The 13,642-nt window shown below is 72.6% G+C and carries 13 protein-coding genes; 6 read left to right on the top strand and 7 right to left on the bottom strand.

All coding sequences use genetic code 11. The features are described 5' to 3' along the window. From B0E54_RS23955 to B0E54_RS23940, 4 genes are all read left to right on the top strand, one after another. The coding region (locus tag B0E54_RS23955; protein WP_234588213.1) for a Gmad2 immunoglobulin-like domain-containing protein at nucleotides 1–788 on the top strand (788 nt) is incomplete at its 5' end. A gap of 158 nt (nucleotides 789–946) precedes the next feature. Continuing rightward, nucleotides 947–1,558: a TetR/AcrR family transcriptional regulator gene (locus B0E54_RS23950; RefSeq protein ID WP_234588212.1), complete on the top strand. Its 612-nt coding sequence runs from the start codon at nucleotides 947–949 to the stop codon at nucleotides 1,556–1,558. A gap of 33 nt (nucleotides 1,559–1,591) precedes the next feature. Further along, nucleotides 1,592–3,085, top strand: a complete 1,494-nt coding sequence (locus tag B0E54_RS23945) for an MFS transporter (protein ID WP_234588210.1) — start codon at nucleotides 1,592–1,594, stop codon at nucleotides 3,083–3,085. A gap of 105 nt (nucleotides 3,086–3,190) precedes the next feature. After that, nucleotides 3,191–3,985 (top strand): maleylpyruvate isomerase family mycothiol-dependent enzyme, encoded by a 795-nt coding sequence (locus tag B0E54_RS23940; RefSeq protein WP_234588208.1) that lies wholly within the window; start codon nucleotides 3,191–3,193, stop codon nucleotides 3,983–3,985. A 47-nt stretch (nucleotides 3,986–4,032) separates the two neighbouring features. On the opposite strand, the gene B0E54_RS23935 is transcribed toward B0E54_RS23940, so the two are convergent. From B0E54_RS23935 to B0E54_RS23925, 3 genes are all read right to left on the bottom strand, one after another. Then, a complete protein-coding gene (locus B0E54_RS23935; RefSeq protein WP_234588207.1) occupies nucleotides 4,033–5,232 on the bottom strand; it encodes an RtcB family protein in 1,200 nt (399 codons plus the stop codon). Between the two features lie 622 nt (nucleotides 5,233–5,854). After that, nucleotides 5,855–6,316 carry a hypothetical protein gene (locus B0E54_RS23930; protein WP_234588206.1) on the bottom strand — a complete coding sequence of 154 codons (462 nt, stop codon included), beginning with the start codon at nucleotides 6,314–6,316 and terminating at the stop codon, nucleotides 5,855–5,857. Nucleotides 6,317–6,339: 23 nt separating this feature from the next. Further along, entirely contained in the window at nucleotides 6,340–7,656 is a 1,317-nt protein-coding gene (locus B0E54_RS23925) for an RICIN domain-containing protein (protein ID WP_234588205.1), read from the bottom strand. 160 nt (nucleotides 7,657–7,816) lie between these two features. Between B0E54_RS23925 and B0E54_RS23920 the strand changes: the two genes are divergently transcribed. Continuing rightward, entirely contained in the window at nucleotides 7,817–9,004 is a 1,188-nt protein-coding gene (locus B0E54_RS23920; RefSeq protein ID WP_234588204.1) for a spore photoproduct lyase family protein, read from the top strand. An 8-nt stretch (nucleotides 9,005–9,012) separates the two neighbouring features. On the opposite strand, the gene B0E54_RS23915 is transcribed toward B0E54_RS23920, so the two are convergent. From B0E54_RS23915 to B0E54_RS23905, 3 genes are all read right to left on the bottom strand, one after another. Then, nucleotides 9,013–9,519: a DinB family protein gene (locus B0E54_RS23915; RefSeq protein WP_234588203.1), complete on the bottom strand. Its 507-nt coding sequence runs from the start codon at nucleotides 9,517–9,519 to the stop codon at nucleotides 9,013–9,015. A gap of 50 nt (nucleotides 9,520–9,569) precedes the next feature. After that, nucleotides 9,570–10,421 (bottom strand): M15 family metallopeptidase, encoded by an 852-nt coding sequence (locus B0E54_RS23910; protein WP_234588202.1) that lies wholly within the window; start codon nucleotides 10,419–10,421, stop codon nucleotides 9,570–9,572. 84 nt (nucleotides 10,422–10,505) lie between these two features. Continuing rightward, a complete protein-coding gene (locus B0E54_RS23905; RefSeq protein ID WP_234588201.1) occupies nucleotides 10,506–11,525 on the bottom strand; it encodes an acetylxylan esterase in 1,020 nt (339 codons plus the stop codon). A 177-nt stretch (nucleotides 11,526–11,702) separates the two neighbouring features. Here B0E54_RS23905 and B0E54_RS23900 point away from each other — a divergent pair, with 177 nt between their 5' ends. Further along, the gene (locus B0E54_RS23900) at nucleotides 11,703–12,725 is read left to right on the top strand and encodes a LacI family DNA-binding transcriptional regulator (protein WP_234588215.1); all 1,023 of its coding nucleotides are present in this window, start codon (nucleotides 11,703–11,705) and stop codon (nucleotides 12,723–12,725) included. 148 nt (nucleotides 12,726–12,873) lie between these two features. On the opposite strand, the gene B0E54_RS23895 is transcribed toward B0E54_RS23900, so the two are convergent. Then, complete coding sequence (locus B0E54_RS23895) at nucleotides 12,874–13,641, bottom strand: peptidylprolyl isomerase (RefSeq protein WP_234588200.1); 768 nt, start codon at nucleotides 13,639–13,641, stop codon at nucleotides 12,874–12,876. Nucleotide 13,642 lies beyond the last annotated feature (1 nt).

Here is a 13,642-nt window from a genome sequence, read left to right as displayed (position 1 = left end):
CGCCCGCCGGACGCCCGACCTCCGCGCCCGCTCCGCCGCCCGGGTCACCGTCATCGCCGGCGGCCACCCGCACCGCGCCGCGGCCGCCGGCACCGACGGCCACCGCCACCCGCCGGTCGGACCCGGTGACGATCGAGCTGTGGTACGTGCGAAACGGCCTGCTCGTCCCCACCCGGCGCACCCGGCCGGCCACCGTCACGACGTCCCGGCTCGCGCTCACCGAACTGGCCGCCGGGCCCACGCCGGCCGAGGCCGCCACCGGAATGGTCACCCTGCTGCCGGCCGGTGTCGAGGTCACCCGGATCACCGACGGCGTGGCGACGCTCGGTCCCGTCGCGTCCGGCGACGACGCGGCGCAGCGTCGGCGGCTGCGCGAGGCGCAGGTGGTGTGGACGCTCACCCAGTTCCCCACCGTCCGGTTGGTCCGCTTCGGTGGCGGCGCGGCGCTCGGCCGGGCCGACTATCCGGACCTGCTCGCGCCGATCGTGGTCACCGCCCCGAGCGTCGGCGACCGGGTCAGCGCCCCGCTCACCGTCACCGGCACCGCCGACGTGTTCGAGGCCACGGTGAGCATCCGGGTGCTGGACGCCGCCGGTCGGGAGGTGGCCACCGGCTTCGGCACCGCCAGCTGCGGCAGTGGCTGCCGGGGCGCGTACCGGCTGGTGGTCGGTTGGCGCACGGCCCGGGAGCAGCACGGCACGATCGAGGTGTACGAGGTGTCCGCGCGCGACGGCGCCCGGGTCAACACCGTGGCCGTGCCGGTGATCCTCGCGCCCAGCGGGAGCTGACCACGGGGTTCATCCGCCCGCCGTGCGGCGGAAACGTAACCGTTTCGTCCACCGGGTGCGACGCAGCTCATAAAAGCCTGCAGGAACGGCCAGCAACGAACTAGGGTCAGTACGACATCGTTTCGCGGGGGGGTCGTCGAGTGTTGGATGGTCGGCAGGTGAGCGCGGGCGTCGGGGTGCCGGCCGCCCGGGCGGCGCGCTGCGCGTCCAGCGACCTGTTCGCCGTGGTGATCGACCTGCTGCGCGAGGTCGGCTACGACCGGATGACCATCGACGCCGTCGCCGCCCGCGCACACGTGAGCAAGGCCACCATCTACCGGCGGTGGGACGGCAAGGCCGAGCTGGTGGTCGCCGCCCTGCGCGACCGGCAGGTCGGCGTGCACAGCCCACCCGACACCGGCTCGCTGCGGGGCGACCTGATCGAACTGCTGCGTGCCACCGCCGCCATCTGCGTCGCCGACTGCGACCTGATGCAGGCGCTGACGTTCGCCATGCGGACCAGCCCGGAGCTGGAACGCCTGGTACGCCACCAGGTGCTGCCCGCCGGGCGGGTGGCCAGCACCGCCATTCTCGTCCGCGCCGCCGCCCGTGGGGAGATCCCCCCGGATGCCGGTGAACGGGAGTTGTTCCACGACCTGGCGCCCGCGCTCACCATGTCCCGCGTCGTCGCGCACGGCCTGCCCGCCGACGACGCGTTCCTCATCCAGGTCGTCGACCAGGTGCTGATCCCGGTGCTCCGCTACCAGCACGACCGCCCGTCCCAGGCCTGATCCATCGACATCCGTACCACGGAAGGCTTCACCATGCCCGGAACCACCTCGACAGCCCCCGGCGCACCCGGCGCCGGGACGTCGACAGGCACGCCGCACCCGCGGCGTTGGATCGCGCTGGCGGTCATCGCGGTCTCACAGCTGATGGTCGTCCTGGACGCCACGATCGTGAACATCGCGCTCCCCCAGGCCCAGTCGGACCTGGGGATCACCGACGCGAACCGGCAGTGGGTGATCACCGCGTACACGCTGGCCTTCGGTGGTCTGCTCCTGCTCGGCGGCCGGATCGCCGACTACTGGGGTCGCAAGCGCACGTTCATCGTCGGCATGGTCGGCTTCGCGCTGGCGTCCGCGCTGGGCGGTCTGGCCACCACCGGCGAGATGCTCTTCGCCGCCCGCGCGTTGCAGGGCGCCTTCGGCGCGCTGCTCGCCCCGGCCGCGCTGGCGCTGCTCACGGTGCTGTTCACCGAGGCCACCGAGCGGGCCAAGGCGTTCGCCGTGTACGGCGCGATCGCCGGCGGTGGGTCCGCGGTCGGGCTGCTGCTCGGCGGCGTGCTGACCGAGTACGCCGACTGGCGCTGGTGCCTGCTTGTCAACATCCCGGTCGCCGCCATCGCGATCGCCTTCGCTCTCCCGCTGGTGCCCGAGAGCCGGGCGCACGGCAACACCCGCTACGACGTGCCCGGCGCGGTAGTCGTCACCGCCGGCCTGGTCTCCCTCGTGTACGGCTTCACCAAGGCCGCCGAGGACGGTTGGGACGCCACCGCGACGCTCGGCTTCATCGCCGCCGGTGTGGTGCTGCTGGCCGCCTTCGTGATGATCGAGCTGCGCTCCAACCACCCGCTGCTGCCGCTGCGGATCATCCTGGACCGCAACCGGGGCGGGGCGTACCTGGCCTCCACGCTGATCGGCGCCGGCCTGTTCGGCGCGTTCCTCTTCCTCACCTTCTACTTCCAGGTGGTCCTGCAGTACAAGCCCCTTGAGGCGGGGCTCGCGTCCCTGCCGGTCACCGCGGGCGTGCTGATCGCCGCGGGTGGCGCCAGCCAGCTCATGCCGAAGGTGGGCGCCAAGCCGCTGATGGTCGGCGGCGCCGTGCTCGCCGCCGTGGCGATGCTGACGCTCACCCAGATCGACGTGGACACCTCGTTCCTCACCCTCCTGCTGCCCGCCCAGGTCATCCTCGGCATGGGCCTCGGCTTCACCTTCGTGCCACTGTCCAGCCTCGCGCTGGTCGGGGTGCCCGAGCACGACGCCGGAGCGGCCAGCGCGACGCTGAACGCGACGCAGCAGATCGGCGGCTCGTTGGGCACCGCGCTGCTGAACACCTTCTACACCAGCGCGGTGGCCGCGTACCTGGTCGGCCGGGCGCCGAACCCGATCACCCAGGTCGAGGCGCTCGTGCACGGCTACCGCGTGGCGTTCGCCTGGGGCGCGGCGCTGATCGTGCTCGCCGGGCTGGCCACCCTGGTCCTCGTGAAGGTGCGCAAGGAGGACATCCCCACCGGCAACACAGTGCACATGGGCTGAGCCGGACGACACGGCCGGCCGGGCCGCTCCTGACCGGGAGCGGCCCGGCCGGCACACTCGTCCGGTAGCGTCCCGACCATCGTCGAAGATCCGTTGAGGAGACACATGTCCACGGCTGCCGACCAGATCATCAACGCGCTACGGGCGGGCCACGAGGAGCTTGCCGCGCTCGTGCGCGACCTCAAGGAAGACGACCTGCGCCGCCCCTCGGGTGCCAGCGAGTGGCAGGTCTCCCAGGTGCTGAGTCACCTCGGCAGCGGCGCGGAGATCGGCCTCGCCGGGCTGACCGCCGCCATCGAGGGCAAGCCCACCCCGGACGGCGACTTCAACCGCACCGTCTGGCAGCGCTGGGACGCCATGTCCCCCGAGGAGCACGCGGCCGGCTTCCTGGAGTCCAACCAGCGGCTGGTCGAGGCGTACGAGGCGCTGGACGCCGACACCCGCTCGTCGTTGCGGATCAACCTCGGTTTCCTGCCGGAGCCGGTGGACGTGGCCACCGCCGCCCGGTTCCGGCTCAGCGAGTTCGCCCTGCACCAGTGGGACACCGAGGTGGCGTTCAACCAGTACGCGGCGGTGACGCCGGAGGCGGTGCCGCTGCTGATCGAGCAGATCGGCGGCATGCTGGGCTGGACGAGCCGGCCGCAGGAACTGGGCGGCCGGGAGGCCACCCTGCTGGTTCGGCTGCGGGACCCGGAGCGCACGTTCGGGTTGCGGCTGGGTGAGCAGATCACGCTCACCGACGCGCCGGAGCAGTCCGACGGCGAGCTGTCCCTGCCGGCCGAGGCGTGGCTGCGGCTGGTGACCGGCCGGCTCGGGCCGCGGTACACGCCGGACGGGGTGCAGGTGACAGGTTCGCTGCTGACCCTGGAAGACCTGCGCCGGGTCTTCGTCGGCTTCTAGAACGGGACGCCGCGCGGGCCGGTGCTCCCGGCCCGCGCGTACCCCCGTCAGCCCTTGACGCAGACGACCTGCTTGAGGTGCGCGACCACCTCCACCAGGTCCTCCTGCTGGGCCATCACCTCGGTGATGTCCTTGTACGCGCCGGGGATCTCGTCGACCACCCCGGCGTCCTTGCGGCACTCCACGCCGGCGGTCTGCGCCGCCAGGTCGTCGGTGCTGAACGTCCGCTTGGCCTGCGCCCGCGACATCCGACGGCCGGCGCCGTGCGACGCCGAGCAGTACGCGTCCGGGTTTCCCCGGCCCCGCACGATGTACGACCCGGTGCCCATCGACCCGGGGATGATGCCCAGGTCGCCCCGGCCGGCCCGGATCGCGCCCTTGCGGGTGACCAGCACCTCCACCCCGTCGTAGCTCTCCTCGGACACGTAGTTGTGGTGGCAGCTGATGGGCTCGTCGTAGCCGACCTGCGGGAAGTGCTCGCGCACCACAGTGCAGAGCAGGGCCAGCATGACCGCCCGGTTGCGCCGCGCGTACTCCTGCGCCCACCACAGGTCCCGCCGGTACGCGTCCATCTCGGGCGTTCCGGCGAGGAACACCGCCAGGTCCCGGTCGGGCAGGTCGACGTTGTGCGGCAGCTTGCGGGCCACTCCGATGTGCCGTTCGGCCAGCTCCTTGCCGATGTTGCGCGACCCGGAGTGCAGCATCAGCCAGACCCGGCCCTCGTCGGCGCCGCCCTGCTCCAGGCAGACCTCGATGAAGTGGTTGCCGCCGCCGAGCGTCCCGAGCTGCCGCTGGGCCCGGGTCTCCAGCTGCGCCACCCGCCGGTCCAGGCTGGCGAACCGACTCCAGAAGTCGTCCCAACCGGCCTGCTCCAGGCCACGGACCCGGCGCGGGTTGACCGCCTCCTGCCGCTGGGCGAAGCCCACCGGGATGGTGGCCTCGATCGCGGAGCGCAGCCCGGCCAGGTCGTCCGGCAGGTCTGCGGCGGTCAGCGAGGTACGCACCGCCGACATGCCGCAGCCGATGTCGACGCCGACCGCGGCCGGCGAGACGGCCTGTCGCATGGCGATCACCGAGCCGACCGTGGCGCCCTTGCCGAAGTGCACGTCGGGCATGACGGCGACGCCCTGCACCCAGGGCAGCGCGCCGATGTTGCGCAGCTGCTTCGCGGCCTGCGGTTCGATGGCGTACGGGTCGGTCCAGACCCGGACGGGTGCCCGGGTGCCCGCGAGGGGGGTGAATCCCATCGTGGTCTCCTTGTTTCAGACCGGCACCAATCGTTGATGATGACCGGAAATGATCGTGCGCCACCATGGAACCGGCGCGGAATTTCGTCGGATAGGAAAAGGGCCACCAACCCGCAGGGGGTGGGCGGCCACGCCTGACGCGTGTGGCGTCAGCGAAGTCGCCGCCCCTGGCACCGATCCTGGGGTCGCCCCTGCGCGGGCCGGCCGGAACAGCGGTACGACGCGGCGGACCGCAACGCGGCACCGACGCCGCCACCTGGCCTGCGCCAGGTGGCGGCGGTGGCTTTGCGTTGCGACATGGCGTGCTCCCCGGGGTGTGCTCGGCCGTACTGCGCATGACGGTAGGCGGGGCAGGAGCTGTCCGCAAAGGATATTGCGCCCGCGCGGCTGGCCGTGGTCTGGCCCCCGAGGGTCACTCTCGCGACCTGTCGAGCTGCCCCGTAGATGGGGCGATGCTTCCACCGAGGCCAGCCGGAGGAAGCACCGCCGGCAGCGGTCGCGACACCGCACACGGTCGACGGCGGTCACGACACCGACACGTGTGCTCGCTTGCCTGCCCCGTTCGTGGGGCAGCTCGACAGGGCACGCACCAGGGAGCGTCGGGGCGGCCGTGGAGCGGGGCTCAGGTGTCGTAGCAGCCGTCCCAGGGCGGATCGAAGCCCAGTTCGTCGGGGACGAACTCGGCGTGGTCCGCGCCGTCGTACTCCGCGGACCAGTCGACCAGGCCGAAGGCGTGCCCGTCGACCTCGACCTGGAACAGCCCGATGGCGATGTCGCCGAAGACCCGGCCGGACAGCCCGTCGAGGCATTCGAGGAGGCGAGCCTCGGCACGGGTGATCGAGGCGTCCTCGTCCTCGCTCGTGCCGGCGAACCAGATGTCCGAGTCGGTATGCGCGCCGTCGGCGTCGAAACGGTGCAGCACCGCGTACCACCGCTTGTGTCGGTACCAGTCGTCTTCGGCTCCGGCACCGTCCTCAAGAGTCGCGGTGACGGAGCCGAAGAACTGGCCCTTGTCGTACCTGCCGATGTAGCGGGTGCGGTAGTCGGATTCGTATGCGATGGGCACGCGATCAGGGATGGCCATGCGCGGACGCTACCGCCCGCGACCTACGGCTGCGGCACCAGCCGGAACGACTGCGCCGCCGTGCCGTTGCAGGCGTACTGGATGAGCTGGACGCTGTCCGCGGTGGAGGCTCCCGGCACGTCCAGGCACTTGCCGCTGTTGCGGTTGACCAGCCGGTAGTAGCCGCCGCCCACGGACTCGGCCCGCCACTGCTGGTTGTTGCCGCCGCTGTAGGACCAGAGCTGGATGGGCGCCGAGTCGGCGGTCGACCGATCGGTCACGTCGAGCACCTGGGCGCTGTTGCCGCGGTTGTTGACGCGCAGGTAGCCGCCGCTGGTCGGGGCGAACTGGTACTGCTGGGCGGCGCTGCTGTTGCAGGCGTACTGCTGGATGGCCGTGCCGTTGGCGGTGCCGGCGGCCCGCGCGTCCACGCACTTGCCGCTGCCCCGGTTGACGACCGTGTGCCAGGCGGTCGGCGAGATCGGGCCGGCGGTGCCCGTTGGGGTGGGCGTCGGGGTGGGCGCCGTGCCGGTGCCGGCGAGCCAGTGCAGACCGTCGATCAGCAGCTTGTTCTGCTGCGGGCTGTCGAAGGTGGAGGACAGCCCGGTGTTGGTGCTGTAGTTCATCGCGTTGTGCCCGAAGTTGGCGTACAGCATCTTGTAGCGCTTGTTGCTCCACACCAGCGGGTAGTAGCCGCCGTACCAGGACTGGTTGGGGTCCGTGCCGACCGGGAAGCTGGACGGGTCGACGGAGGCCAGGATGTCGATGTCCGGGTTCTGGCGCAGGTCGTTGCTCCACGAGTACCACTCGCTGATCGACGACGCGAAGGTCGCCGGGAGCCCCTGGGTGGCCGGGTGGGTGCGGTTGTCGGCGCGCATCGTGACGCGGGTCGGCCCCCAGGTGTTGGTCTGGAACGAGCCCGAACCGAGGAAGGTGTTGTAGTACCAGCTCCAGCTCGACGGGTCGGTGGTGAACGCGCTGACGTGGAAGCCCATCCACGCCCCACCGTTCTGCATGTACTGCTGGAAGGCGGGCCGCTGCGCGGCGGGCGGCGCGTCGTCGAGGAACATGATGACCTTGTACTGGGCCAGGTTCGCGGTGTTCAAGAGGCCCCAGTTGGTGGTGGCCTCCCAGGAGAAGCCGTACTGGGCGGCGGCCTGCGGGAACCAGGCGCGCGCGTCCCGGTCGAAGTCGATGTGCGCGGCGTCCCAGGTGCCGTTGTAGAAGGCCAGGACCTTGAACGTCGGCGCGGCCTGCGCGCTGCGCGCGACGCCGAGGCCGAGGCCGGCGGTCACGGCGACGACGAGGGCGACGAAAACCGACAGGATCCTTCTGGTACGGGAGGGAAGTTCTGCGATCACCTGATCGTCCCTTCGGTCGGGACGCGCGCCGCCGCGTCGACGTGAACTATCTGTTCACAAGGTTTACAGATAGACGAAAGGTTATGCGGTGCCGCCCAGTGCGTCAATCGCCGCCGGCCCGATCGGGTGGGATTCCTGCGGCAGCGGGTACCCCGGCCGGATGACCAGCCCGGACGCCGTCGACGTCGACCGGCCGCTCGCCGTGGACCTGCCCGCCGCGCCGCACGACGCCAGCGGCGAGCGGGTGCCGACCCGGGACCTGACCGGGCTCGCCCCGCCGGCGAAACCGGCACGCCGCTGGACCCCGGGCCGGGTGGTGGCCACCCCGGCCGCCCTGGAACACCCGCACGGGCAGCGGATCGTCGACCGGGTGCGGGCGCTGGGCATCGAGGTGGAACGGCTGCGGTCGAACCGGCTCACCGGCGTACGGGGGCAGACCGACTCCGAGACGTACGCCCGCGCCAAGGCGACCATGGCGATCGTGGTGAGCCCGCCGTCGCGGCGCGTCCTGCAACCCATCGCCCCCAGCGCCGACTGGCGCGTCGATCTCGCCGAGGGCTGTCCCGCGCACTGCCAGTACTGCTACCTCGCCGGCTCGCTCTCCGGCCCGCCGGTGACCCGGGTGTACGCGGACCTCGACGACATCCTGGCCGGCTTGGCCCCGTACGCCGGGCGCGGCACCGTGACCAGCCGCAACGCGCGCCGCGCCGACGAGGGCACCACCTTCGAGGCGTCCTGCTACACCGACCCCCTCGCGCTGGAACACCTGACCGGCAGCTGGCGGCGGGCGGTGCAGCACTTCGCCGAGTGGGACGCGCCCGTGCAGTTGCGCTGGACCACCAAGTACGCCGACGTGGACACCTTCGTCGGGCTGCCCCACCACGGCCGCACCCGGGTCCGGTTCAGCGTCAACTGCGCCCCGGTCAGCGAACGGTTCGAGGGCGGCACGGCGCGAGTGCCGGACCGGCTCGCCGCCCTGCGCCGGCTCGCGCTCGACGGCTACCCCGTCGGGCTGACCATCGCGCCGATCATCGCGCTGCCCGACTGGCGGGAACGCTACGGCGACCTGCTGGACCAGGTCGGCGCGGCGGTCGACGGGGTCCCGGAGCTGGACCTGACCGCCGAGCTGATCACCCACCGGTTCACACCGGGTAGCAAGGAGGTGCTGCTCGGCTGGTACCCGCGCACCCGTCTGGAGATGGACGAGGAGGCCCGCAGCCGCAAACACGGCAGGTTCGGCGCGGTGAAGTACGTCTACCCCCGCGACACGATGGCCGAGCTGCGGAGCTGGTTCACCGACGAGCTTGCCGCCCGGGTCCCGGCCTGCCGCATCCTCTACTGGACCTGACGCGCCCCTCAGACGCCGACGGCGCCGTCGACACCTTCGCGCAGCAGGTCGGCGTGCCCGTTGTGCCGGGCGTACTCGTGGATCAGGTGCAGCATGACCAGGCGCAGCGACACGGTCTCGCCGGAGCGGGCGTTGTGGCCGGTCACGTCGAGCGACGCGGCTGCCCGCTCGATCCGGCGGGCGTGCTCGACCTCGCGCTCCCAGGCGTCGAACGCTTCGGCCCGGGTGGAAGCGCTGGCGTCGTACGCCTGCTGGAAGTCGCCGGTCTCCGACCAGACCAGGGGGACGTCCTCGCCGTCGATGACCCGCCGGAACCACGCACGTTCCACCTCCGCCATGTGCCGTACCAGGCCCAGCAGGGACAGCGTGGACGGCGGCATGGACCGCCGGCGCAGCTCCTCGTCGGTGAGGCCGGCGCACTTGAGGGCCAGCGTCGCCCGGTGGAAGTCGAGGAAGGCGCGCAGCGTCTCGCGCTCGTCGCCGGTGAGCGGGGGGCCGATCCGTTCGGTGGTCATTGACGTGATCATGCCGGACGGTGCCGCCGGCGGTGGTGTCGGGCCACGCGTCAGCCGACCGAGGAGCGGGCCACCGGCGCGGCGAAGTACGTGCGCGGGTGCGGATCATCGCGGAGGCTGTAGTGCCACCATTCGCGGTCGTAGTTGACGAACCCGGCGGCGGTCATCAACCGTCGCAGCAACTGCCGGTTGTCCCGTGCCGTGCCGGTGACGTGCGCATCGTCGGTGTGCGCCCGGACGTCGAAACAGTCGAACCCGGTGCCCATGTCGATGCTGTTGTCGGCGAAGCGCCGTCCCGCCGGCGCGGTGCACGGGACCAACCGCTGCCCCGGGACGTACGCGGGCTGGTCGGCGGGTGGCTCGTCGACGAGCGTGAGGTCCAGCGTGCTGCCCCGGCTGTGGGCGGTCGGCGCTCCGATGTAGCCGTCGGCGAAGAGCCGGTCCTTGGCCAGGTCCGGATAGAACTCGGCCTTGGTCTGCTGCTCGCCGGGGCGCTTCGACCAGGCGACGAAGTCGTCGACCGCCGGCTGCGGGCGGTAGCAGTCGTACACCTTGAGGCTGTGGCCGCCGGCCAGCGCGGCGTCCTGGACCCGGCGCAGCGCCTCGGCCGCCTGGCGGGTGAGCAGGCACAGCGGCTCGGGGTAACCGGCGATCGGCCGGCCCACGAAGTTGTGCGCCGTGGCGTAGCGGATGTCGGCGTGGATGCGCGGGTCGACGTCGGTCAGCACCACGAAGCCTGGCAACCCGCCGGTCGCCGTCGGGGTCGGGGTCGGGGTCACCGACGACGGTACGGGGCTCGCCGACGCCGTCGCCGGGAGCGGGGCCGCCGCGCCCGGACGCCGCTGCGGGTGCGAGCAGCCGCCGAGCACCGCGACGAGCGCCAGCACGACGCTGCAGCTCACCCACCCTGACCTGCGCACCCGTCCTGTCTATCAGCAGCGGTCGGTGCCGCGCGCCGGATCGACAGCCGGCCGCGGCGAGCCCGTTCAACCGCCGGCCGGGACCGGAGCCGGCTCGACAATGGTCGGCGCCGGGTCGGGCGTTTCGATCAGGTGCGCGCCGAGGAAGCGCAGGGCCGCCTCGTCGTCGTCGATCCCGCCGGCCTCGTGGCCGTTGTACCGCCACACCGACAGCTCCGTCGCCCCGGCGTGGGCGTTGTGGGCGGCGTAGACCCCCGACGGCGGCACGATGTCGTCCATCAACGCCACCGAGTAGCGGGCCGGCCGGCGGCAGCGTCGGGCGAAGTTGACGCCGTCGACGTACGACAGGGTGGACAACACGCGCTCCTCGGCGTCCCGGTGGATCGCCAGGTAGTCGCGGATCTCCCGGTAGGGGTGGGCGTCGGTGACCACCACGGCACGCGGAATGTCGCAGAGGAACGGCACGAGGGCGACCACGGCCCGCACACCGCGCGCCAACGCGCCGGCCGCGAGCGCCAGCGCGCCACCCTGGCTGTGCCCGAGCACCGCCACCCGGGTCGGGTCGACCATCGGCAGGGTCCGGGCCGCGTCCACCGCCCGGACCGCGTCGGCGATCAACCGCCGGTAGTAGTAGGTGCGGGGATCGGCGATGCCCCGCGTCGCCACGCCGGGCGCCTCCGGGCCGGCGGCGCCCGGGTCCGCCGTGACGCCCCGGCTCCAGCCCGAGCCCTGCCCCCGGGTGTCCATCTGCAGGTGGGCGAACCCGGCCGACGCCCAGAGCAGGTTCTCCAGCGCGTGTCCGCGCCCGCCGCCGTAGCCCACGTACTGCACGACGGTCGGCAGCGCCGTGCCGGCGCCGTGCGGCACCCGCAGCCAGGCCCGGACGGGCTGACCGGCGAACCCGGGGAACGTCACGTCGTACACGTCGATGGCTCTCAGGGCGGTCACCACGGGTTCGAGCCGGACCGGCCAGGTGGCGTCGCGGGCCTGCGCCAGGGTGTCGGCCCAGAACTCGTCGAAGTCGGCCGGGTCCCGCACCACGCCGCGGTACTCGCGTAGCTGCGCCTCGGGCAGGTCCGTGTGCATGGCGCCCCCCGCAATTTCCGGAATATTTCCGCAACTCAGCCGAACGCTAGAACCGACCTGGCGTGTCGTCAACCCCCGTCCGTGAGGCAAGATGGCGCGAGGGGCGGGCGTGCCGTTCCGGGACACTGGATGGACGACGCTCGTGGTCGTCTCTCCGGAGCGGTGAAGGAGACGCGGGTGGACGCGGACGACGGACGCAGGGTGACCATCACCGCGATCGCACGGGAGGCCGGGGTCTCGGTGCCGACCGTGTCACGCGTTCTCAACGGTCGGTCCGATGTGGCCCCCGACACCCGCGAACGCGTCGAGGAGCTGCTTCGCCACCACGGCTACCGGCGTCGCAGCAGCCGCAGCGTCCGCCGCGCGGGCCTCGTCGACCTGGTCTTCAACGACCTGGACAGCCCCTGGGCCGTGGAGATCATCCGCGGCGTGGAGGACGTCGGGCACGCCGCAGGGGTGGGCACGGTCGTCTCCGCGATCCACCGGCAGCCCACGGCGGCCCGGCAGTGGTTGCAGAACCTGCGCACCCGCGCCACCGACGGCGTCATCTTCGTGACCTCGCACCTGAGCCCGCCCCTGCACGCGCAACTGCGTCGCCTCAACGTGCCGGTGGTGGTCGTCGACCCGGCCGGCGTGCCGGCGATGGACGTCCCGACGATCGGCGCCACCAACTGGGCCGGCGGGCTCGCCGCGACCGAGCACCTGCTGGCTGTCGGCCACCGGCGGATCGGGTTCGTGGCCGGGCCGACGCACCTGCTGTGCAGCCGGGCCCGCCTCGACGGCTACCGCGCGGGGCTGGAGGCCGCCGGCGTGCCGGTGGACGACGCGCTGATCTACCCGGGCGACTTCTACCACGCCTCCGGCTTCGCCGGTGGCACGGCGCTGCTCGACCTGGCCGACCCGCCCACCGGCATCTTCGCGGCCAGCGACCAGATGGCGTTCGGCGTCTACGAGGCCATCCGCCGCCGTGGCCTGCGGGTTCCCGACGACGTCAGCGTGGTCGGGTTCGACGATCTGCCGGAAGCCCGTTGGGCGTCACCGCCGCTGACCACCGTCCGGCAGCCCCTTGTCGAGATGGGCCGGCTGGCGGTGCGGACGGTGTTGCGACTGGCCCAGGGCGAGGGCATCGACTCGCCGCGGGTGGAGCTGGCCACCGAGCTGGTCGTCCGGGACAGCACCGCCGTCCCGCCGACCGGCTGACCCCTTCGGTTCCGACGGCCCGAACCGGGGCGGATTCCGGTTCCACCTGTTCCGGTCCAGCCGCGAAAATTCCGGCCTACCGAACGCCAGCGCGGAGACGCCGCACGGCGTGGTGGGCGACCGGGGCCGCCCACCGCGCCGAGGGCGGTCAGTGGTGGTGGTGTGCCCGGACGGCACGCCGGATGGTCACCGGCAGCGCGGGAGCGCCGTCGACCGGCGCCGGGTCCTCGGCCGTCGGCGCGATTCCCTGGGCGGCGATCCGGTCCAGGGTGGCGAGCCCGGCGGCGTCGACAGTGCCGAAGATCGTGTAGTTGGGGCGGAGCGCCGAGTCGGCGTACACCAGGAAGAACTGGCTGCCGTTGGTGTCCGGCCCGGCGTTGGCCATCGCCAGCACACCCCGGGCGTAGACCCGGCGGACGCCGGTCGGGTCGGTGGGGGCCGGCGGCAGGCCGGTCGGCAGTTCGTCACGGTAGCGGTAGCCGGGGCCACCCTCACCGGTGCCGGACGGGTCGCCGCACTGCAGCACACTGAGCGTCGGGTACGCGGTGAGCCGGTGGCACGGGGTGCGGTCGTAGAAGCGCTTGCCGACCAGGTGCAGGAAGCTCTGCACCGTGCACGGCGCGGCGGCCCGGTCCAGTGTCAACCCGATCGGCCCCTGGTTGGTGGAGAGGGTCACCCGGACGCTGCCCCGGTCCGGGGTACGGCGCGGGTCGGGCGGCAGCGGCACCGGCCGGGCGGCCGGCTCGTCGGGCGTCTCGGTGTACGCGCACGGGCCGTGCGTGGTGCGCGGCGGGCGGGCATCGGCGGCGGACGCGCTCACCGCGTCGTCGGACGCGCCCGGCGCGGCCACCGCGGCAGCCGACGCGCCGACGATCAGCGTTGCGGCGAACGCCGTGACACCCGCGAGGCGGGTCAGC

Origin of the sequence: Micromonospora sp. MH99, assembly GCF_021442385.1 — a bacterium.
Classification (GTDB): domain Bacteria; phylum Actinomycetota; class Actinomycetes; order Mycobacteriales; family Micromonosporaceae; genus Micromonospora.
This window is presented reverse-complemented; position numbering and strand designations above follow the sequence as displayed.